Here is a 21197-nt window from a genome sequence, read left to right on the forward strand (position 1 = left end):
CTAAAATTTATTCTCTATTTCGTTTAATCCAAGAATAGTGTACACTTTTTTATTGTGCGGACTTAATTTTGGTTCTTTGCAGGCAAATAAGTCGTTAACTAAATTCTGTTGTGCTTCAATAGTCAATTCTTGACCTGTACGTATTGCTAAAGAGGTACTCAATAATCTCGCCATTATTTCAGCTTGTGAAAAACTGTCAGTTGCCTGTTCATTGTCATAGGTGGCCAATACCGTATCCAAAACGGTACTCACGTTGTTTTCTGCCAATAAAGTTGGCACGCCATTTACTTGGATGGCCCCATTATTGTCAAAGTGAATATCAAACCCTAAGTTTTCTAAAACCTCGTTTAAACTTTTTAAGATAGAAAGATCTTTTTGCCCGTATTCTAAATGAACTGGAAATAATAATTGCTGAGAAACCGCTTTATTAACCGTGATATCTTTTAAAAATCGTTCAAAAAGTATGCGTTGGTGTGCCCTATTCTGATTAATAAGTAATAAACCACTTTTAACCGTACTAACCACGTACTTGCGCTGCAATTGAAAAAGATTTTGTCCTGTTTCATTGTCTGATTGTTCCGTGAATAGACTTGTTGTCTCAAAGGAAGATTCTACTTGTATACTGCTAAAATTGGTAGGCTCACCGCCCTCAAACTCATACAGGTTTTCCCATCCTTTTGTACTTTCTTTTTTTGGTAGACCAACCTTTATACCTGCATTTGAACCGCTTTTTTTCTCCTGAAAAGGGTTAAACGCCGCATCAACACTAACCGTTGGCATCTGAGTAGATTTGTCTTTATAAGCATATGGCATATCCAAATCATGATTACTTTCAAAATCTAAAACGGGTGCAACATTAAACTGACCTAAACTATGTTTAATAGCCGAACGTAAAATAGCATATAAAGTATGCTCATCGTCAAACTTAACTTCGGTCTTGGTTGGGTGAATATTTATATCTATAGTTGCGGGATTTACTTCTAGAAACAAAAAATATCCCGGATGTGTATCTGATTTTAACAGCCCTTCAAAAGCTGCCGTGACCGCATGGTTTAAATAAGGGCTTTTAATGTATCTATTATTGGCAAAAAAGAATTGCTCACCCCTACTTTTCCTTGCAAATTCTGGCTTACAGATAAAACCATGAATCTTAACCACGTCCGTATCTTCTGAAACCGGCACCAGACGCTCATTCATCTTATTACCAAATACGTGTACAATACGCTGTCTATGGCTTTCTATAGGTAAATTAAAATATTCTGCCCCATTATTGTAGAACTGGAAGCTTATATTAGGATGCACCAAAGCCACCCTATGAAATTCATCTGTGATATGACGAAGCTCAACTTGGTCCGATTTTAAAAAATTACGTCTAGCTGGGATATTAAAGAAAAGATTTTTAACCGCCAAAGATGTTCCCTTTGGGGTTACCACTACTTCTTGTGCTTTAATGCTACTACCCGCTATCTTTATGGCTGTACCAACCTCTGCATCGTCTTTTTTGGTTTGCAAATCAACATGGGCAATAGCGGCTATAGAAGCTAGTGCCTCTCCTCTAAACCCTTTGGTATTGAGGTTAAATAAATCTTCAGCTTTATTGATTTTTGAAGTTGCATGCCTTTCAAATGCCAGTCTGGCATCGGTTTCGCTCATTCCGTCCCCGTTATCCACCACTTGGATTAGGGTTTTGCCGCCATCTTTTACTATCAATTTAATAGCATCAGCACCGGCATCGATGGCATTTTCCAGTAATTCCTTAACTACGGAAGCTGGGCGTTGCACCACCTCCCCTGCAGCAATTTGATTGGCAACATGGTCTGGTAATAATTTTATAACGTCTGCCATTAGGAACCTAGAAATATGGATAAATCAAAATCGATTATAAAAAGGAAAATGAGGACCAAAACAACCACGATGACCCAAAAACGAATACGCATTTCTTTATCGCCCTCTGTTTTAAGATCATCTACCGCATTAAGCACCTTGTTTTTTAAACCACGGGTAGTATGGGCGGTAGTCCTATACTGGTCCAATTTATGCTCAATTTTATAAGGATTACCCTCCCCTTTGTAGAAACGGGGTTTGTACTCGAACGTTCTATTTCGTTTTAACTTTAAAAAGTTGCGCATCCTCCTTTGCTAATAGCTCCAAAGTTACTTAAAATAGCAGGAAGCCCTTGGCACAAGCTCATAATTTTTGTTAACAAGTGGTCTTCACCATTTGCAACTTTAATTCTTTATTTACCCAATAATGCCATTTTTAGGGCAGCAACCGCGGCTTCTGTACCTTTATTGCCATGCTTACCGCCGCTGCGGTCTATGGATTGTTGCAAATTGTCATCAGTTAAAACGCAAAAAATAACTGGAACATTAAATTGTACGTTTAAATCTTTTATACCCTGTGCCGTAGCACTGCACACATAGTCAAAATGGCTGGTTTCCCCTCTAATTACACTTCCAATGGCAACAACCGCATCTACGGCTTGCGTCTCTAGCATTTTTTTTGCTCCAAAAGTAAGTTCAAAACTACCGGGAACATTCCATCTAATAATGTCTGATGTGGCTATACCGCAATCTATTAAAGCGTCAAAAGCCCCTTGAAAAAGGGGCTCAGTTATATTATTGTTCCATTCAGAAACTACCAATCCAATTTTTAGACCTTTAACGTTTCCAATAGATGCTTTATCATAAACAGATAAGTTCTTATTCTCTGTTGCCATTAATTCTTATTCAGAAAAACCGATTAATGCATCAATATTATTTGCTTCTTTACTGGTAGGGAAGTCTTCTTTAATAGTATTGAAAAAATCCAATGCAGCATCCTTCTTTTCTAATTGTAAAGCTGCAACACCTGCTTTGTATAAAAATTTAGGTGCGGTAAATTCGTTATCACCAGCTGCAGAAATTGCTTTCTTATAATAATCAAGTGCATCTGCTTGCTGCTCTAATTGAGAAAAAGCATCACCTATACCACCATAAGCTAAAGCCTGATAAATATTGTCATCAGAAGAGAAATCCTCTAAATAAGCTATTGCATCTTCATATTTCTGTAAGTTCAGGTATGCCATACCAGCGGCATATTTTGCCATGTTAGCTGTTGGCGTACCACTGTATTCTTCAATAATATCTATAAAACCAAACTTACCTTCTGATCCGTTTAACGCTAGATTAAATAAAGAATCCTTTTGTGCGGTATTGGTTAGAGCCGCATTGAAATTCTGCATTGGATAAGAGAATTCGTTAGCCGCATTGGTATCTTTAGGTTCTATTACAAACTTTTGATAAGCCAAATACCCCAAAACCACCACGGCAATAGCAACTATTGCGCCTAAAATATAGTTCTGATTTTTAGAAACCCAAGCTTCGGTCTTAGAAGCACCTTCATCTAAAGTATTGAATACTTCTGCCGTTGTGCTTTCTTGTTCCTCTATTATAACTTCTTCTTCCTTATTCTTAGGTTTGTATCCGCGCTTCTTATATGTAGCCATCTTGCTTTTTTTAATCGGGCAAAAATAAAGTTTTTATCGAAAAACGAAAGGCAAATTAATCGTTATTTTTGAAGTCGCTAAAAATAATCCAAACTAGGCCAAAACCCCAATTGCTGTTCATTTTATGCATTTAAAACACTTATCACTAGTAAATTACAAAAGTTTTGAAAGTGGAGATTTTGAATTTGACCCTACCATTAACTGTTTTGTTGGAAAAAACGGTGTAGGCAAAACCAATGTTTTGGATGCAATTTATCATCTATCTTTTGGTAAAAGTTATTTTAATCCGGTTACAACCCAGAACATAAAGCACGGCAGCGACTTTTTTATGGTAGAGGGTCTGTTTGAAAAGGACGATCGCGAAGAAAAGGTTATTTGTAGTTACAAAAAAGGCAGTAAGAAGCTTATTAAAAGAAACGGTAAAGTTTACGATCGGTTTTCTGATCATATTGGATTTTTACCTTTGGTAATAATATCACCTGCAGACCGAGACTTAATAATTGAAGGGAGTGATACCCGTAGAAAATTTATTGACGGGGTTATTTCGCAATCCAATAAGGCCTATCTTCAAAATCTTATACAGTATAATAAAGTACTTAGCCAAAGAAACTCATTACTTAAATATTTTGCCGCCAACCATACGTTTGACAACACCACCTTAGAAATTTATAACGACCAACTTACTACCTACGGCACAACTATTTATGAAGAACGCAAGGCTTTCTTAGAGAAATTCATTCCCGTATTTGAAACTCAATACCAAAACGTGGCCCAAAAAAAAGAAGGCATAGCCCTTACCTATAGTAGTAAATTAAACGAAGTAGGTTTAAAAACATTATTAGAACAATCCCTAGAAAAAGACCGAGCTTTACAATATACCGCTGTTGGCATACATAAAGACGACCTTGATTTTAACATAGATGGGCACCCCATTAAAAAATTTGGTAGCCAAGGACAACAAAAATCTTTCTTAATTGCACTTAAGCTTGCCCAGTTTAAGCTGTTAAAAGAACAAAGTGGCACCACACCTATTTTACTTTTAGATGACATTTTTGATAAACTAGATGAAAGTAGGGTATCTCAAATTGTGTCCTTGGTAAATCAGGATCAGTTTGGACAACTATTTATTAGCGACACCCATGCAGATAGAACGGAAAACGTAGTTAAAAACATACACCAGAGCTACAAAATATTTAACTTGTAATATGTTCAAAAAAATCTTTTTTCTTTCGCTTATTTTATTGGCTTATGGTTGCTCACAAAGCATAGATGCCGAGAAACTACAGAATTTAAATGGTTATTGGGAAATTAGCGAGGTGGTTTTTGCAAATGGCGAGAGCAAAACCTACTCTGTAAACACTTTGGTAGATTTTATTGTGATAAAAGACATGAAAGGAACGCGCACAAAAGTTGCACCAGACCTTAGCGGCAATTTTAGAACGAATGGAGACACGGAAGTTTTTGAAATAATACCAAAAGACGATACATTTCTATTAAGCTATAAAAAAGAGCAAAACCAATGGGAAGAAGAATTAAAAACATTGGAAACCGATAGTTTTTCTGTTAAAAATGAAGATGGCAAAATATATGTTTACCAACGGTTTGAACCCATTAACGTAAATCCATAATGGCAAAAAGATACAACGAAGAACAAAAGATAAGCGATGTTCTAAAAGCATTTATTCAAGAAAATAAGCTAGAAAAAGGTATTAATAAGGTAGATGCTAAAGAAGCTTGGGTTAAGTTAATGGGCAATGGCGTAAACAATTACACCCAAAACGTAGAACTGCGCAACCAAGTACTCTATGTTTCCCTATCTTCTTCTGTTTTACGAGAAGAACTAAGCATGGGTAAGTCAAAAATTGTAAAAATGCTTAACGAAGAACTAGGCCAAGAGCTCATCAAAAAAATTGTTTTAAAATAAAAAGGCTGCCAATAGGCAGCCTTCTATATTTTAAGCGTAACGCTAACTAGAATATCTCTCTACCAGAAAAGTGAAATGCGCTTTCAATTACTGCGTTTTCATCACTATCCGAACCGTGAACGGCATTCTCGCCAAGGCTAGTTGCATACAACTTTCTTATAGTACCTTCTGCGGCATCCGCAGGGTTGGTTGCACCAATTAATGCCCTAAAATCCTCTACAGCATTGTCTTTCTCCAAAACAGCAGCAACAATAGGTCCTCTTGTCATAAAAGATACTAGCTCACCAAAAAATGGTCTTTCGTTATGTACTGCGTAAAAAGCTTCGGCATCTCTCTTGCTCAAATGTGTAAACTTCATTGCCACAATCTTAAAGCCTGCAGCACTAATTTTGTCTAAAATAGCACCAATATGACCGTTTTCTACAGCATCTGGCTTAATCATGGTAAATGTTCTATTTCCTGTCATCTTAATTAGAAATTTTGCGCAAAAGTACGTCTTTTCCTTAAAGTCGCAATTTTTCCTATTTTAATAAATTCTTATGTTGCTACCTTGCACAGTATTAAACCAATAAGCTCCTTGTAATATTATGTATATTTGACCGCATGAAACAACCGGATGTAGACCGATTAAAAGAACTGCTAAATACTGCAGATAAAATTGTAATAATTCCGCATAAAAACCCAGATGGGGACGCTATTGGCTCAACCTTGGGTTTATACTATTTTTTAAGCCTAATAGGAAAGGAATCCAAGGTTATGGTACCTAACGACTTTCCAAAGTTTTTAAAATGGATACCTGGTGCAAAGGATATTCTCATCTACGAATACCAAACGGATTATTGCAAAAATTTAATAGCAGCCGCAGATGTGATTTTTACATTGGATTTTAACGATTTCTCCAGAACTGGAGAGGTATGTAAAGACCTGGAAAATACCAAGGCCAAATTTGTGATGATAGACCATCACCAACAACCTTCTGATTATGCAGAGATTACCTATTCTGATACGAGCATGAGCAGCACCTGCGAAATGGTATACACATTGGTAGATGCCTTTGGGTTAGCAGAAAAAATAACCCCAGAAATGGCAACCTGTCTTTATACGGGCATTTTAACAGATACTGGGTCTTTTAAGTACCGTTCTACAACGAGCAAAACCCATAGGGCTATCGCCCAATTAATAGACCAAGGTGCTCAAGGCACGTTAATTAGCCAGCAAATATATGATAACAACTCTCCTAGTCGCCTAAAGTTATTAGGTATTGCCCTAAATAACCTCGTAATAATGCCAGAATACCGTACGGCCTTTATTACCATGAGCCAGGCAGAATTAGACACTCATAATTATGCCAAAGGAGATACCGAGGGTTTCGTAAATTACGGGCTTACCCTAGAAGGTATTATTTTTGCGGTTATTTTTATTGAAAATAAGGAAGAGGGCATCATTAAGATATCGTTTAGGTCCGTTGGAGATTTTTCGGTAAACAAATTTGCCAGAAACCATTTTAATGGTGGCGGGCACGATAATGCCGCTGGAGGCAGAAGTGAGCTTTCCTTAGAACAAACTGTAGAAAAATTCAAAGCTTTGTTACCAGAGTACAAAACCGATTTGCTAGCATGAAGCGTAACGTATTAATAATTTGCCTAGGTTTTTTAATTTTTGCCTGTAAACAGCCAGAACCTAGAAAACCGGTGCAGCAAAAAACAAGTAGCTTTATTGATGAAAGTGTGGAACGTAGCAAAAAATTGCTAGATGCAGAGATTGCGGCAATACAAGCCGTAATTCAGAAAGATACACTTAACAATTACCAAAGTAGTGACACCGGCTTTTGGTACTTTTATGAAGAACAAAAAGACACTACCGCTTATAGCCCAAAAACTAACGATGTAGTAATGTTAACATACAACGTTATGAATTTGAAGGGAGACACCATCTACAAGAGAAAAGATATTGGACTAGTGCAACATGCTGTAGATAAATCACAACTTTTTCCTGGTTTAAGAAATGCGGTAAAACTTTTAAAAGAAGGCGAGCAGGCAACCTTTATTTTTCCTTCTAGCCTGGCCTACGGCTATAAGGGGGATAACGATAAAATTTTACCTAGAACCCCTATTAAAACAAGTTTAACCCTAGTAGAAATAAAAAAAGACACCACTAATTTAAATAGACTTAAATGAAAAAATTAATAATTGGAGCGGCTGCTCTCTTATTTGCCTTTACTGGTTGTAAATCTGGAAAATACGCAGACCTTGGGGATGGCATTTACGCAGATATTCAAACTACCAAAGGAGATATTGTAGTTAAGTTACACAAAGACGCTACACCGGTAACCGTGGCAAATTTTGTTTCTTTAGCTGAAGGCAACAACCCTTTTGTATCTGAAGAGTTTAAGGATAAAAAATATTACGATGGCTTGGGCTTTCATAGAATTATCAAGGATTTTATGATTCAGGGAGGTGATCCTACTGGCACTGGATCGGGCAACCCTGGGTATAAATTCAAGGATGAAATTGTAGATACGTTACAACATGACAAAAAAGGATTACTGTCCATGGCCAATTCTGGCCCTAAGACCAATGGAAGTCAGTTTTTTATTACCCACAAGGCTACCCCTTGGTTAAATGGCAAACACACGGTTTTTGGCGAAGTAGTTGTTGGTTTAGAAGTTGTAGATTCTATTGCAACGGTAAAAACAGGACCTGGGGACAAACCAGAAGTACCGGTTGTTATGAATAAGGTAGAAATTATACGCAATGGCAAAGAGGCTAAAAAATTTGATGCCAATCAAATAATGGCAGATTACTTTAAAGAAGAAGAGGAAGCTATTGCCGCCATGCAAAAAATGAAGGAAGATTTTGCTTTTGAAATTGCAGAACAACTAGAAAAAGCGGAAGAAACCAGTAGCGGACTAAAATACCTAGTGCTTAACAAAGGAAATGGTGAAAAACCTGTAACCAGTACCAAGGTATTGGTAAACTATGCCGGTTATTTATCAGATGGTACTTTATTTGACAGCAATATTTTAGACGTAGCTGCAAAATATAACATGGTAAATGCAGGCCGCAGAGACCAAGGTGGCTACGCTCCTATTCCTATGACCTACGGACCAGAGGCGCAGTTGATAGCTGGCTTTAAAGAAGGGTTACAAATGATGAATGTAGGTGATAAATATCGTTTCTTTATTCCTCCACATCTTGGGTATGGAGAAAATAATTACGGACCAATACCAGGTGGATCTACCTTGGTGTTTGATTTAGAAATTACGGGATTACCACAATAAAATATCAAAACAATACCTTAAACTCCGATGATCGCTCATCGGAGTTTTTTATTTTAGGGTCGTGAATAAAACGGTACGTTTAACATTAGCTGTTTCCATTATACCTCAATTTTTTCTGGTAAGGTTAATGGCGTTAAACCCAAATTGGGTAGAAAAATACTATTCAGAAGGTATATATCCATACATAGGTAGTTTTCAACGTTTCCTTTTTGGTTGGTTACCCTTTTCCGCGGGCGATGTTTTTTATACCCTCATCGGGTTTGCAATCCTAAGATATCTGTATTTAAAAGGAAAAAATATATGGCGTAAACCCATGGTTTTCTTTACAGAATTGGGCATCTCACTTTCCATGGTCTATTTTCTTTTTCACTTCTTATGGGGCCTTAATTATTACCGCTTACCCATACATGAAAAATTAGGCATTGAAAAAGAGTACAATTTAGAAGACCTTGTTAACATCAACACCTTGTTAATAGAGCGCTCCAACTCCTTGCAGTTAAGCTTGGTAAAAGATAGCCTACAACCAGTACACATTCCGTACAGTACAAAAGAAATGTTTGCTAAAACCATAGAAGGATATAAGAAGATAACCAAGACCAATCCATTTTTCAAGTACAATAACCCATCCCTAAAAACTTCGTTATATAGCTTAGGACTAACCTATATGGGGTACGGTGGTTATTTAAACCCGTTTACTAATGAAGCCCAAGTAAATGCTAAATTACCAGCAATACGCCAACCCACGGTAAGTGCACATGAAATAGGTCATCAACTAGGTTATTCATCAGAATCTGCCACCAATTTTATAGGCTTTTTGGTAAGCCTACAACATAACGACCCCTATTTTAGATATGCCGCCAACACACATGCACTTGCCTATTGTTTGTCTGATCTAAAACAAAAAGACCAACAGGCCTTTGAAAAGGTGTGGGATCAATTAAATCCAGGCATAAAGGCCAATTACCAAGAGCTTTCAGATTTTTGGACCTCCTATGAAAATGTTACAGAACCTGTTTTTAAAGCGTTATTCAATAGTTATTTAAAAGCAAATAAACAGGCAGATGGCATCTATAGTTATAATAAAGTGGTAGGCTTATTGATAAATTATCAGAAAGTTCATGGAATTTAACCCAGTTGTTGCAGAATATATTCCAGTCAATTACCTTTAAAGGGACTAATTCAAAAATAATTTCCACTAATGAAAATGAGACTCGTAGCATTAGCTTTATGCTGGTGCAGTGCTTCTTTATTTGCCCAAGATTACTTTCCAAGTAATGACGGGGTAAAATCAAAGAACAACAACTACAGAGCGTTTACCAACGCAAAAATTTATGTTACACCAGACCAAATTATTACTAACGGAACGTTACTTATTCAAAATGGAAAAGTAGTTTCTGTTGGTAAAAATGTAAGCTTACCACAAAACACCATTGTAGAAGATTTAAATGGCAAAAGCATTTATCCGTCTTTTATCGATGTTTTTTCAGACTTTGGTATCGAAAAACCCAAAAGAGCATCTGGCAGTGGTAGAGCTTCACAATATGGACCTTCTAGAGAAGGTTTTTATTGGAACGACCATATTATGCCAGAAACCGATGCTATTGCTAAGTTCAAATTTGATGATAAAAAAGCTAAAGAATTAAGAGAGGTTGGTTTTGGGGTTGTAAATGCCCATGTTAATGATGGCATAGCTAGGGGAACAGGTGTTTTGGTAGCCCTAAATTCTGATGGTAACGATGCGGACCGTATCTTGGAAGACGAATCGGCGCAATTTTTCTCTTTTGAAAAAAGTGTAACTTCAAGACAGTCCTACCCTACCAGTCTAATGGGCGCAACAGCTTTAATGAGACAGTTGTACCATGATGCAGATTGGTATGCCAAAGGCAATGTAGCAACTAAAGACCGTTCTATAGAAGCTTTATTGGCCAATAAAAATATGCCACAAATATTTGCTGCCGGGGATAATGGCAACATTATGCGAGCGGATAAAGTTGGTGATCAATTTGGTATTCAATACAGTATTTTAGGTGGTGGAGATGAATATCAATTCATTGATCAAGTAAAACAAACCAACGCCAAACTTATTATACCTGTGAACTTTCCAGATGCCTATGATGTCTCTAATCCGTTTGCGGCTAAGTACGTAAACCTGTCAGATATGCGCCATTGGAACCTTGCTCCTAGTAACCCAAGTGTACTGGCTAAAAACGGTGTTGATTTTACCTTTACCTTGCACGATTTAAAATCGTCCAAAAAATTTATGGAAAACATTATAAAAGCCATAAACTACGGATTGGACAAAACAGTTGCATTAAAAGCGTTAACCACAGTTCCAGCCATGGTTCTTGGGCAATCCAACTCAATTGGAACTTTAGAAAAAGGTAAGCAAGCTAACTTTTTGATAACATCTGGAGATATTTTTGAAAGCAATACTACGTTGTTCGAAAATTGGGTACAGGGTAAGAAAAATGTTATTAATACCATGGACCAAAAAGATATACGTGGCGACTATGACTTAGTAGTAGATGGCAAAACCTATAAAATGTCAATTACGGGAGCGCTAAGTAAACCTAAATTGAAAGTTAAAAAAGACTCTACCACATTAAAATCCAAACTAGACTATAACGCAGATTGGATTAGTTTCTCGTTTACAGAAGATGATAATGTTCTTCGTTTTACGGGCTTAGTTTCACCAAACACTACTGTTTTAACCGGTAATTCAATTTTACCAAAAGGCAAAGAAGTAGTGTACACGGCTAACCAAACTAAAACTTTTCAAGAAAAAGAAGAAGAGAACAAAACTGCGGACAAACCAGAATTAGTAGCTGTAACCTACCCAAATATTGGATTAGGAAACACAAGTTTACCCAAACAAGAAACCCTCCTCTTTAAAAACGCCACGGTTTGGACCGGGATGGAGAAATTGGAAAATACGGATGTATTGGTTAAAAATGGTAAGATTGCCAAAATTGGAACCAATTTAAATGCTTCTGGTGCCAAAACTATTGATGCAACCGGTAAACACCTAACCGCAGGTGTTGTAGATGAGCATTCGCATATTGCCGGACTTTCTATTAACGAAGCAGGCCATAATTCTAGTGCAGAAGTTAAAATGGCAGACGTGGTAGACCCAAAAGACGTGAATATTTACAGAAATTTAGCTGGCGGTGTAACCACTATACAGTTATTGCATGGTTCTGCCAACCCAATTGGGGGTAGATCGGCAATCTTACGTTTAAAGTGGGGAGAAAGCGCAGATAACCTTTTGTTTCCAGACATGCCAAAATTCATCAAATTTGCCTTGGGAGAGAATGTAAAACAAAGTAATTGGCAAAGTTTCTCCAGATTTCCACAAACCAGAATGGGTGTGGAACAAGTGTTCATGAATTACTTTCAGCGTGCCAAAGAATACGACGAACTTAAAAAAAGTGGTGCCCCTTACCGTGTAGACGAAGAAATGGAAGTATTAGCAGAAATCCTCAATGGAGAACGTTTCATTAGCTGCCATTCCTACGTACAGAGCGAAATAAACATGCTTATGAAGGTTGCCGAAAAATTTGGTTTTAGGGTTAACACCTTTACCCACATTTTAGAGGGTTATAAAGTAGCCGATAAAATGGCAGAGCATGGTGTAGGAGGCTCTACATTTAGCGATTGGTGGGCGTATAAGTACGAAGTAAAAGACGCAATACCCTACAATGCCGCTATCATGGCTAGCCAAGGAGTTACTGTTGCCATAAATAGTGATGATGCGGAAATGTCTAGAAGATTAAACCAAGAAGCGGGCAAAACCATGAAGTACGGTGGTATGTCAGAAATTGAAGCTTGGAAAACCGTTACCTTAAATCCAGCTAAATTATTGCACATAGACCATAAGGTGGGAAGTATAGAAGTAGGTAAGGATGCGGATTTGGTTTTATGGAGTGATTATCCAATGTCTGTTTATGCAAAAGCAGAAAAGACAATTATAGAAGGTGCCGTTTATTTTGATTTAGAAGAAGACCTTAAAAAGCGAGATGCCATAACTGCAGAAAGAGCAAAGCTTATTAATATGATGTTGCAGGATAAAGCAACTGGCGGTAAAACGCAAGCTCCTGTTCAGCGCAAAAAACCATTGTTTGAATGTGAAACCTTATAATCGCTACACCATGAAAAATATAATAGTTACATTAAGTTTATTGGTTGGGATTACAAGTTGGGCCCAACAGACACCCGCAGCTGCACAAACTTCACCCATTAGTATTGAGGGTGCAACGGCACATTTGGGTAATGGAGAAGTAATAGAAAATGCCCTAATCATGTTCCAAGATGGCAAACTTACTTACGTAGGTAGCGCCAATGCCAAAATTGCACGAGCAGGTACTGTTATCAAAGCAGATGGCAAACATGTTTACCCAGGTATCATAGCACCCGCCAAGTCTTTAGGTTTGGTAGAGATAGATGCCGTAAGACCTACTAGAGATATGGACGAGATTGGCGAGATGATTCCACACGTAAGAAGCATTATTGCTTACAATGCTGAATCTCAGGTAGTAGAATCCATGAGGCCCAATGGTGTATTGGTGGGGCAAATAGCACCGCAAGGTGGCACCATTTCAGGAACCTCATCTATTGTTCAATTTGATGCTTGGAATTGGGAAGATGCCGCTATTAAAACAGATGATGGTATTCACCTGCATTGGCCAAGCACTTACCGAAGGGGTCGCTGGTGGTTGGGAGAGCCAAGAGGATATGCTCCAGATAAAGAGTACGAAAATAATGTTACAACCATTAAAGAATTTTTAGCCAATTCCAAAGCATACGGAAAGACTTCAAATGCGGAAGAAAACCCGGCCTTTGCTGCCATGAAAGGCGTTTTTGATGGCAACAAAAAGGTTTATGTCTATGCCCATGGCGAAAAAGAAATTGCAGATGCTGTAAATAACCTTAAAAATAGTGGTGTTGCAGAAGTAATTTTAGTTGGTGGTTATTACGCTCCAAAGGTAGCCAGTCTATTGAAAAAACATAGCATCCCCGTGCTGGTTAGACACACCCATAATTTACCGCTTACCGAAGATGATGATTATGATTATCCGTACAAATTGCCAAAATTACTGGTAGATGCAGGGTTAACCGTAGGTATGCAAAATGAAGATGCTAGCAACTTTCAAACCAGAAACCTTCCCTTTTATGCCGGGCAATTAGTTGGTCAAGGAATGGACAAAGAAGTAGCATTACAACTTATTACCGGTAATAATGCCAAAATATTGGGTATAGATAAGAATTACGGTACCCTGGAAGTTGGCAAAAGTGCCACCCTATTTATTTCGGAAGGTGATGCCTTAGATATGCAAGGTAATAGCCTAACCAAAGCTTTTATAGATGGTAGGGATATCTCTTTAGAAACCCATCAAACCAAATTATGGAAACGTTACATGGGCAAATACGAAGCGCAAGGTAAGTAACTAATAATAATTTAATTTTAACATGCCGATATATTTTCAAATGAAAGTATATCGGTTTTTTTGTAATAAGATCTTTTAAGATGATAGAAACCTATACTGTACCAGAGAAAACGAAAGTTGGCCATATTCATTTAAAAGTTTCCAACCTTGAAAAGGCCATAGCTTTCTACGGAAACGTTCTTGGCTTTAAAACAACCATGCGCTATGGAGAACAAGCTGCTTTTTTAGCAGCAGGCAACTACCACCATCATATTGGTTTAAACACATGGCATAGCCAAGGTAACCACCCTGCCCCAATTAAGGCTCCGGGGCTGTACCACACTGCTTTTCTATACCCTACCAGAAAAGACCTTGCCACGATTTTAAAAAGACTCATTGATGTAAAATACCCGCTCACTGGTGCTGCAGACCATGGGGTTTCTGAAGCAATTTATTTAGATGACCCAGACAAAAACGGAGTAGAATTGTATTGGGACAAACCCATAAAAGAATGGCCAATGACTGAAAGTGGAGCATTAGATATGTATACCAAACCATTAGACTTAGATAATTTATTAGCAGAACTCAACAACTAAAAGATGAATAAATCAATACTTATTCTATTTGTACTTATTACCGCAATGAACCTAAGAGCACAAACCTCTGCCATGACGTATAACATACGTTACAACAATCCAGATGACAAAGAAAACTGGTGGGAAAATCGTAAAGCAGAGGTTATAGATTTGATAGATTTCTATAGCCCAGATATTTTAGGGTTGCAAGAGGCCCTATTAGACCAAACCCTTTACCTAGACAAAGAATTAGAAAATTATGATTTTATTGGCGTGGGGAGAGAAGATGGTTCCCGTAAAGGAGAATTGGCACCTATATTTTATAATACGGAAAAAATAACCTTGGTTATGCAACATACTTTTTGGTTATCAGACACCCCAGACAAGGTTAGTTTGGGTTGGGATGCCGCCTTAAATAGAATTGTGACCATGGCTAAATTCAAAGACAACACAACTAAAGAAACATTTTTTGTTTTTAACACCCATTTTGATCATAAAGGAAAGTTAGCCCAAGAAAACTCTTCTAAGCTTATTTTAAAACTTATAGACCTCTATTGCGCTACTAATGAGAAAGTAATAGTAATGGGAGATTTAAACGCCACACCAGATGAAGACCCCATTGTAGTTTTAGGAACTGTTTTACAAGATAGTTTTACGGCCCCCAACATAACCCCATACGGACCTATTGGCACCTATAATGCTTTTGATACCAACCATCCGTTAGATAAAAGAATAGATTACATTTTTAATCGCAACCTCAACGTAAAAAGCTATAGATGTATAGATGACCGAAGGAAAAATTTACGCTTCCCTTCGGACCATTTGCCTATTTTAGTACGGTACTAATTATTCTGGTTTTACCCAAAAAATGCCCTCATTTGGCTTTTTATAAAAACTATTTGGCTTTTTAGCGTCACTTATAGTTATAGATTCAAACACTACTGTATTGCGTTCTTCTTGAATGTTGCCACCCTCGGTTTTGTGCCAAGAAATTGCCTTTGGCAATAAAAAATCGTTTACGTTGGCCCATTCTTTGTAATGTATCCAACTTACTTTATCAGATACTTCACCAGTTCTGTAAGTAACGGTATAACCCAACCACTCCATTTTATACGTTTTGGGGTCGTAATGCAGGTAATATTGATCTTTAGATGAAGCTCCAACGCCATCTTTGAATTGTATGGCTATTCCTGGATAAATTTTTTCATTTACTATTAAATCATTGGTATGTGAGTAGATAATACCTTTATCTGCCAATACAAATGGCATATTAAAAAAATAAAACATCAGGTTGTGGTAAAATTCTGGATTCCCACTAAACGCTTCTTCTTTAGCTATGGTCCAAACGTTTTCCCCATCAAAACCCAAATCATATTTTGGTGTTTCAATTCTATCTTTTCTATGTTTTAAATCTATAAAATGAAGTTCAGGATTATCTGGTTTTGGTAGTGTAAAGGAAATTGTGTTTTGCGTTTTGTACCGTTCTAGCCCACCGTGAGCCTCCAAAACCTTTTCTAAACTTTTGGGCAGGTTATTTTTTTGTGTACCAACTTCCTCTGTTTGTTGTTCCGATTTTTTTACCTGGTTTTCAGGTTTGGTATTGCAAGAGATTAAAAATACACCAAATACAATGGTAAATAAGGTAGTTTTCATGGTTGGGTTCAATTATGTTTTCCATCTAAGTCGCTTTTAAATCTATTTGTTTACAGGAATAACTAATTTTGCACTTATGTCTGCCATAAAAGAAATAACCAGTGTGCAAAATGCATTAGTGAAGAAAATGATTTTGCTCAAAGAAAAATCACGCGAACGAAAGAAAACCGGGTTGTTTGTCATAGAAGGTCAAAGGGAGTTAGATTTAGCGCTAAAAGGTGGATATGTTATAGAAACGCTTTGTGTTTGTCCTGAAATCACAGAAATAGATTTTGCACAAGCAGATTTGAAAATAAAGACAATTCATATCTCTAAAGAAGTCTTTAAAAAAGTAGCACATAGAGACACCACCGAAGGTGTTTTAGCCCTTGTAGAAAGTAAAGAACATTCTTTACAATCATCATTTAAACTAAAAGAAAACCCTTTTATATTGGTAGCGGAAGCGCCAGAAAAACCGGGCAATTTGGGGGCTTTGTTGCGTACCGCAGATGCGGCCAATCTAGATGCTGTTCTAATAGCAAATCCTAAAACTGACCTTTACAACCCAAACATTATACGTTCTAGCGTTGGCTGTATTTTTACCAATAAGATTGTTACCGGTAGCTCTAAAGAACTCATCACTTTTTTAAATAATCAAAAGATTAAAATTTTTTGTGCCGCATTAACCGCATCCAAAAATTACGTGGAAGCAGATTTTACAGGTGGTTCTGCCATTGTGGTAGGTACAGAAGCTACTGGTCTTACAGATGAGTGGCTCAACAATTCTTTCCAAAACGTAATCATACCAATGCAGGGTGAAATTGATAGTATGAACGTATCTGTATCCGCAGCAATACTTATCTTTGAAGCCAAACGCCAGCGCGGATTTTAATTCTTTATGCAGAGTAGCCTTCTTTTCTATTGCATTATTGCAATTGTAGTTATTCAATATTTGATAGAACGTTATTTAGAGTTCTTAAACAACAAATCGTTCTTAAAACAACTACCAGAAGAATTAGCAGATGTTTATGACCAAGAAGCTTATATAAAGGCCAAAGCGTACCAACAAGCAAACTACAGATTTGGTAACTTTCAAAGTTTATTCTCTTTAGTACTTACACTTACTTTTTTATTTTTTGGAGGGTTTAATGCAATAGATACTTGGGTGAGAGGGTACACAGAAAGCCCAACCGTAATGGCCGTTCTTTATTTTGGACTCTTATTTTTTGGAAGCAGTTTATTGGCCATACCCTTTAATTATTACCAAACCTTTGTAATAGAGACAGAATTTGGTTTTAACAAAACCAACAAAAAAACATTTTTATTGGATATTCTAAAAGGATGGCTTTTGGCATTCTTATTTGGAGGTGGGTTGTTGGCCTTGGTTATTTGGTTTTTGCAATGGGCAGGCCCTAATTTTTGGTTATATGTTTGGGCAACGTTTGTTCTTGTCATGGTTTTTGCCAATCTATTTTACAGCAAGCTAATTGTTCCCCTTTTTAACAAGCAGAAACCCTTAGAGCATGGCCCATTAAAAACTGCAATTGAAAAGTATGCAAAAAATGTTGGGTTTAATCTCCAAAATATTTTTGTTATAGATGGCTCAAAACGTTCTACTAAAGCCAATGCTTATTTTTCTGGTTTTGGAAAACAAAAAAGAGTAACACTTTTTGACACCCTTCTGAACGATTTGAACCAAGAAGAAATAATTGCTGTGCTAGCACATGAAGTTGGCCATTACAAGAGAAAGCATATTTTATTTAACCTGTTTACTTCGCTTTTAACAACTGGTTTTACTTTATACGTGCTTTCCCTGTTTGTTAACAGTCCGGAACTTTCCTTGGCTATTGGTGTAAAAACACCAAGTTATCATGCGGCTCTGCTAGGTTTTGTTTTACTGTATAGCCCAATATCCACGTTTACCGGCTTAATCATGAATTTTATTTCTAGAAAATTTGAATTTCAAGCAGATGATTTTGCAAAGGAAACCTATGCGGCACAACCATTGATCAGTTCTTTAAAAAAATTGTCCAAAAATAATTTGACCAATTTAACCCCTCACCCCGCCTATGTTTTCATGCATTACTCGCACCCACCATTACTAGAGCGAATAAGAAACCTTAAGGCATAATTTTTGTTGCTTCCAAATAAAGATTGGCGTAAATTTATTTTACTATGACGGAAGCTGCGATAGAACAAGAGAACAAAGAAATTGCACAACAGTATAAAGAGTTGTTGCGGATTAGTTACCAAACCTTAACAGATGAGGATAAAAAACTAATACGCTCTGCTTTTGATGTAGCTGTGGACGCGCACAAAAACCAAAGAAGAAAATCTGGTGAAGCCTATATTTTTCACCCCATTGCAGTTGCCAAAATAGTAGCTTCGGAAATTGGTCTAGATGCCGTTTCTATAGCTTCTGCCCTCTTACATGATGTGGTAGAAGATACGGAATATACATTGGCAGACATAGAACGCTTATTTGGCGAAACCGTGGCACGGATAGTAGATGGCCTTACCAAAATTGCCCATCTTAAAAAAGACATGAACATTAGCCAGCAGGCAGAGAACTTTAGAAAAATGTTACTCACCCTGCATGATGATGTACGTGTAATCATCATTAAAATTGCAGACCGTTACCACAATATGCTCACCATGGATAGTATGCCAGAGCATAAACAAGTTAAAATAGCTTCAGAAACGCTTTATATCTATGCCCCTTTAGCACATAGAATTGGGTTGTACAATATAAAAACGCATCTAGAAGACCTTAGTTTAAAATATACAGAACCAGACGTATACAACGATATTTTCAACAAAATTGAAGATACCGAGGAAGAACAGCAACAATACATTAATGCGTTTACCAAGGTTATAGAAGATGCCCTAGATGAAGAAGGGCTTAATTATCACATCAAAGGTAGAATGAAGAGTATCTTCTCCATACGCCGTAAAATGATGGCACAAAACATTGGCTTTGATGAAGTCTATGACAAATTTGCCATTAGAATAATTTATAGGTCTGACCGTAAAAATGAAAAATTCCTGGCATGGAAAATATATTCCATTGTTACAGACCATTTTACGCCCAACCCAGTACGTTTAAGAGATTGGATTACTTCCCCAAAATCTAATGGCTACGAGGCGCTACATATAACCGTAATGGGACCCCAAGGAAAATGGGTAGAGGTGCAAATACGCAGTGAGCGAATGCATGAAATAGCAGAGAAAGGATATGCTGCCCACTTTAAATACAAACATGGAGACCAAAACGAGCAAGGTATTGAAGAATGGTTAAACCGTTTACAAGAAGCACTAGAAGGGGCTAATGGTAATGCCGTAGATTTTGTAGAAGAGTTTAAGCTAAACCTTTACAGTAAAGAAATATTTGTCTTTACCCCAAAAGGAGAACTAAAATCATTACCAAAAGGAGCCTCTCCCTTAGATTTTGCATTCCATATACATACAGAGGTGGGCATGCGAACCCGCGGTGCAAAAGTAAATGGTAAATTGGTGCCCCTTAATACAAGACTTAAAAGTGGGGACCAAGTAGAAATAATTACCTCGGCCATTGCTAAACCCAATCAAAACTGGCTAGATTACGCCCATACCGCAAGAGCTAGGGCCAAAATAAAATCGTCCCTTAGAGAAGAGAAGAAGGAAATTGCAGAAGAAGGCAAGGAAACCCTAAGAAGAAAACTACGTTCACAAAAAATAAACCTCAACGAAGATGTAGTGAACAAGATGGTCAATTTCTTTAAACTAAAAACTAGTTTAGACCTCTTTTTCAGGGTAGGCAACGGTGCCATAGATAATCAAAAAATCAAAGATTTTGCTTCATCGTACAATAATGCCTTTATTAACTTCTTCAAAAATAAAATCAGGAAAACCCCAGTTTCAGAAGATTTAGATAAAGAAGAAATTACCCAGAAATACGATATGCTCGTATTTGGTAGCGAAGAAGAAAAATTAAACTATAAGCTATCAAAATGTTGTAATCCTATACCTGGCGATCCTGTTTTTGGTTTTGTAAGTGTAAACGATGGTATTAAAGTACACAAGAAAACATGCCCAAATGCCATTCAATTACAGAGTAATTATGCTTACCGTATCATCACTGCTAAATGGATAGATTCTACCCAAGAAGAATTTAGTGCGGATATTAAGCTTACCGGCATAGACAATCTAGGTTTAATGAATGAAATTACCAACATAATTTCGGACAATATGCACGTAAATATGCGTAACCTAAACTTTAGTGCCGAGGGCGGAACTTTCACGGGAAAGATTACCGTTGTGGTAAAAAACAAGAACATTTTGAAAAAACTTATTGACAATCTGAAAGAAATCAACGGTATTGACAAGGTAGTGCGAATTTAAATAAAGATGTTACCTTTGCTAAGTTGATTGTAGCACTATTATGGGGAACAATAAGAACCAAGAAATCGTAAAAAGTGTTTTTACCAAGTTTTTAGAAGAAAACGGCCATAGAAAAACACCCGAACGTTACGCTATTTTACAGGAAATTTATGAGAGTGATGACCATTTTGACGTAGAGTCGCTTTACATAAAAATGAAAACCAAAAACTACCGCGTTAGTAGAGCTACCCTTTACAATACCATAGAACTACTTTTGGATTGTAAATTGGTACGCAAGCACCAGTTTGGAGGTAGCCAAGCACAATACGAAAAATCTTATTTTGACCGTCAGCACGATCATGTAATCTTAACAGATACCGGAGAAGTTGTAGAATTTTGCGATCCTCGTATACAGTCTATTAAAAAGACAATAGAAGAGGTTTTCGATATCAAAATCAATAACCATTCCCTATACTTTTACGGAACAAGAAATAAACAAGAAAACGTAACCGACTAA

General features: G+C 37.1%; 21 protein-coding genes. 15 read left to right on the forward strand and 6 right to left on the reverse strand.

What is annotated here, in order from left to right:
• From mutL to BUL40_RS11120, 4 genes are all read right to left on the reverse strand, one after another.
• Entirely contained in the window at positions 1–1845 is a 1845-nt protein-coding gene (gene mutL / locus BUL40_RS11105; RefSeq protein WP_080319327.1) for a DNA mismatch repair endonuclease MutL, read from the reverse strand.
• Complete coding sequence (locus BUL40_RS11110) at positions 1845–2129, reverse strand: hypothetical protein (protein WP_010520146.1); 285 nt, start codon at positions 2127–2129, stop codon at positions 1845–1847. Before BUL40_RS11110 ends, mutL begins: the two co-directional genes overlap by 1 nt.
• Before the next feature lie 107 nt (positions 2130–2236).
• Entirely contained in the window at positions 2237–2719 is a 483-nt protein-coding gene (gene ribH, locus BUL40_RS11115) for a 6,7-dimethyl-8-ribityllumazine synthase (RefSeq protein WP_080319328.1), read from the reverse strand.
• A gap of 6 nt (positions 2720–2725) precedes the next feature.
• Entirely contained in the window at positions 2726–3487 is a 762-nt protein-coding gene (locus BUL40_RS11120; protein ID WP_080319329.1) for a tetratricopeptide repeat protein, read from the reverse strand.
• Between the two features lie 124 nt (positions 3488–3611).
• On the opposite strand from BUL40_RS11120, the gene recF reads away from it, so the two are divergent.
• The 3 genes from recF to BUL40_RS11135 are packed head-to-tail and all read left to right on the forward strand — an operon-like array spanning position 3612 to position 5411.
• A complete protein-coding gene (gene recF, locus BUL40_RS11125; protein WP_080319330.1) occupies positions 3612–4691 on the forward strand; it encodes a DNA replication/repair protein RecF in 1080 nt (359 codons plus the stop codon).
• Position 4692: 1 nt separating this feature from the next.
• The gene (locus tag BUL40_RS11130; protein WP_080319331.1) at positions 4693–5115 is read left to right on the forward strand and encodes a hypothetical protein; all 423 of its coding nucleotides are present in this window, start codon (positions 4693–4695) and stop codon (positions 5113–5115) included.
• On the forward strand, positions 5115–5411 hold the full coding sequence (locus BUL40_RS11135; protein WP_080319332.1) for a DUF721 domain-containing protein: 297 nt from the start codon (positions 5115–5117) through the stop codon (positions 5409–5411). The genes BUL40_RS11130 and BUL40_RS11135 overlap by 1 nt, the downstream gene beginning before the upstream one ends.
• A gap of 46 nt (positions 5412–5457) precedes the next feature.
• Here BUL40_RS11135 and BUL40_RS11140 read toward each other — a convergent pair whose 3' ends face one another.
• Positions 5458–5877 (reverse strand): nucleoside-diphosphate kinase, encoded by a 420-nt coding sequence (locus BUL40_RS11140; RefSeq protein WP_080319333.1) that lies wholly within the window; start codon positions 5875–5877, stop codon positions 5458–5460.
• Between the two features lie 137 nt (positions 5878–6014).
• On the opposite strand from BUL40_RS11140, the gene BUL40_RS11145 reads away from it, so the two are divergent.
• The 8 genes from BUL40_RS11145 to BUL40_RS11180 all read left to right on the forward strand — a co-directional run bounded on the left by BUL40_RS11145 (position 6015) and on the right by BUL40_RS11180 (position 15535).
• Positions 6015–7031, forward strand: coding sequence for a DHH family phosphoesterase (locus BUL40_RS11145; RefSeq protein ID WP_080319334.1), 1017 nt, complete (start codon positions 6015–6017; stop codon positions 7029–7031).
• A complete protein-coding gene (gldI, locus tag BUL40_RS11150; protein ID WP_080319335.1) occupies positions 7028–7588 on the forward strand; it encodes a gliding motility-associated peptidyl-prolyl isomerase GldI in 561 nt (186 codons plus the stop codon). The genes BUL40_RS11145 and gldI overlap by 4 nt, the downstream gene beginning before the upstream one ends.
• Complete coding sequence (locus tag BUL40_RS11155) at positions 7585–8691, forward strand: peptidylprolyl isomerase (RefSeq protein ID WP_010520137.1); 1107 nt, start codon at positions 7585–7587, stop codon at positions 8689–8691. The genes gldI and BUL40_RS11155 overlap by 4 nt, the downstream gene beginning before the upstream one ends.
• A gap of 61 nt (positions 8692–8752) precedes the next feature.
• Positions 8753–9820, forward strand: a complete 1068-nt coding sequence (locus BUL40_RS11160) for a DUF3810 domain-containing protein (protein ID WP_244901865.1) — start codon at positions 8753–8755, stop codon at positions 9818–9820.
• Between the two features lie 69 nt (positions 9821–9889).
• Entirely contained in the window at positions 9890–12829 is a 2940-nt protein-coding gene (locus tag BUL40_RS11165; protein ID WP_080319336.1) for an amidohydrolase family protein, read from the forward strand.
• 10 nt (positions 12830–12839) lie between these two features.
• Entirely contained in the window at positions 12840–14135 is a 1296-nt protein-coding gene (locus BUL40_RS11170; RefSeq protein ID WP_080319337.1) for an amidohydrolase family protein, read from the forward strand.
• 80 nt (positions 14136–14215) lie between these two features.
• A complete protein-coding gene (locus BUL40_RS11175) occupies positions 14216–14710 on the forward strand; it encodes a VOC family protein (protein WP_080319338.1) in 495 nt (164 codons plus the stop codon).
• 3 nt (positions 14711–14713) lie between these two features.
• Positions 14714–15535, forward strand: coding sequence for an endonuclease/exonuclease/phosphatase family protein (locus BUL40_RS11180; protein WP_244901866.1), 822 nt, complete (start codon positions 14714–14716; stop codon positions 15533–15535).
• On the opposite strand, the gene BUL40_RS11185 is transcribed toward BUL40_RS11180, so the two are convergent.
• Positions 15536–16342, reverse strand: a complete 807-nt coding sequence (locus tag BUL40_RS11185; protein ID WP_080319339.1) for a DUF6503 family protein — start codon at positions 16340–16342, stop codon at positions 15536–15538.
• A 76-nt stretch (positions 16343–16418) separates the two neighbouring features.
• Between BUL40_RS11185 and BUL40_RS11190 the strand changes: the two genes are divergently transcribed.
• The 4 genes from BUL40_RS11190 to BUL40_RS11205 are packed head-to-tail and all read left to right on the forward strand — an operon-like array spanning position 16419 to position 21197.
• Positions 16419–17213 (forward strand): TrmH family RNA methyltransferase, encoded by a 795-nt coding sequence (locus BUL40_RS11190; RefSeq protein ID WP_176465475.1) that lies wholly within the window; start codon positions 16419–16421, stop codon positions 17211–17213.
• A 6-nt stretch (positions 17214–17219) separates the two neighbouring features.
• Positions 17220–18452, forward strand: coding sequence for a M48 family metallopeptidase (locus tag BUL40_RS11195; protein WP_080319340.1), 1233 nt, complete (start codon positions 17220–17222; stop codon positions 18450–18452).
• A gap of 44 nt (positions 18453–18496) precedes the next feature.
• The gene (locus tag BUL40_RS11200) at positions 18497–20701 is read left to right on the forward strand and encodes a RelA/SpoT family protein (RefSeq protein ID WP_010520128.1); all 2205 of its coding nucleotides are present in this window, start codon (positions 18497–18499) and stop codon (positions 20699–20701) included.
• Positions 20702–20741: 40 nt separating this feature from the next.
• Positions 20742–21197 (forward strand): Fur family transcriptional regulator, encoded by a 456-nt coding sequence (locus tag BUL40_RS11205; RefSeq protein ID WP_010520127.1) that lies wholly within the window; start codon positions 20742–20744, stop codon positions 21195–21197.

This window comes from Croceivirga radicis (assembly GCF_002072105.2).
Taxonomy (GTDB): domain Bacteria; phylum Bacteroidota; class Bacteroidia; order Flavobacteriales; family Flavobacteriaceae; genus Croceivirga; species Croceivirga radicis.

Coding starts and splice junctions, on each gene's coding strand:
- BUL40_RS11200 (WP_010520128.1), top strand. CDS start 18,497: ATGACGGAAGCTGCGATAGAACAAGAGAACAAAGAAATTGCACAACAG.
- BUL40_RS11180 (WP_244901866.1), top strand. CDS start 14,714: ATGAATAAATCAATACTTATTCTATTTGTACTTATTACCGCAATGAAC.
- BUL40_RS11175 (WP_080319338.1), top strand. CDS start 14,216: ATGATAGAAACCTATACTGTACCAGAGAAAACGAAAGTTGGCCATATT.
- BUL40_RS11135 (WP_080319332.1), top strand. CDS start 5,115: ATGGCAAAAAGATACAACGAAGAACAAAAGATAAGCGATGTTCTAAAA.
- BUL40_RS11130 (WP_080319331.1), top strand. CDS start 4,693: ATGTTCAAAAAAATCTTTTTTCTTTCGCTTATTTTATTGGCTTATGGT.
- gldI (WP_080319335.1), top strand. CDS start 7,028: ATGAAGCGTAACGTATTAATAATTTGCCTAGGTTTTTTAATTTTTGCC.
- BUL40_RS11195 (WP_080319340.1), top strand. CDS start 17,220: ATGCAGAGTAGCCTTCTTTTCTATTGCATTATTGCAATTGTAGTTATT.
- BUL40_RS11110 (WP_010520146.1), bottom strand. CDS start 2,129: ATGCGCAACTTTTTAAAGTTAAAACGAAATAGAACGTTCGAGTACAAA.
- BUL40_RS11205 (WP_010520127.1), top strand. CDS start 20,742: ATGGGGAACAATAAGAACCAAGAAATCGTAAAAAGTGTTTTTACCAAG.
- BUL40_RS11120 (WP_080319329.1), bottom strand. CDS start 3,487: ATGGCTACATATAAGAAGCGCGGATACAAACCTAAGAATAAGGAAGAA.
- BUL40_RS11165 (WP_080319336.1), top strand. CDS start 9,890: ATGAAAATGAGACTCGTAGCATTAGCTTTATGCTGGTGCAGTGCTTCT.
- ribH (WP_080319328.1), bottom strand. CDS start 2,719: ATGGCAACAGAGAATAAGAACTTATCTGTTTATGATAAAGCATCTATT.
- BUL40_RS11190 (WP_176465475.1), top strand. CDS start 16,419: ATGTCTGCCATAAAAGAAATAACCAGTGTGCAAAATGCATTAGTGAAG.
- BUL40_RS11140 (WP_080319333.1), bottom strand. CDS start 5,877: ATGACAGGAAATAGAACATTTACCATGATTAAGCCAGATGCTGTAGAA.
- BUL40_RS11145 (WP_080319334.1), top strand. CDS start 6,015: ATGAAACAACCGGATGTAGACCGATTAAAAGAACTGCTAAATACTGCA.
- recF (WP_080319330.1), top strand. CDS start 3,612: ATGCATTTAAAACACTTATCACTAGTAAATTACAAAAGTTTTGAAAGT.
- BUL40_RS11185 (WP_080319339.1), bottom strand. CDS start 16,342: ATGAAAACTACCTTATTTACCATTGTATTTGGTGTATTTTTAATCTCT.
- mutL (WP_080319327.1), bottom strand. CDS start 1,845: ATGGCAGACGTTATAAAATTATTACCAGACCATGTTGCCAATCAAATT.
- BUL40_RS11155 (WP_010520137.1), top strand. CDS start 7,585: ATGAAAAAATTAATAATTGGAGCGGCTGCTCTCTTATTTGCCTTTACT.
- BUL40_RS11170 (WP_080319337.1), top strand. CDS start 12,840: ATGAAAAATATAATAGTTACATTAAGTTTATTGGTTGGGATTACAAGT.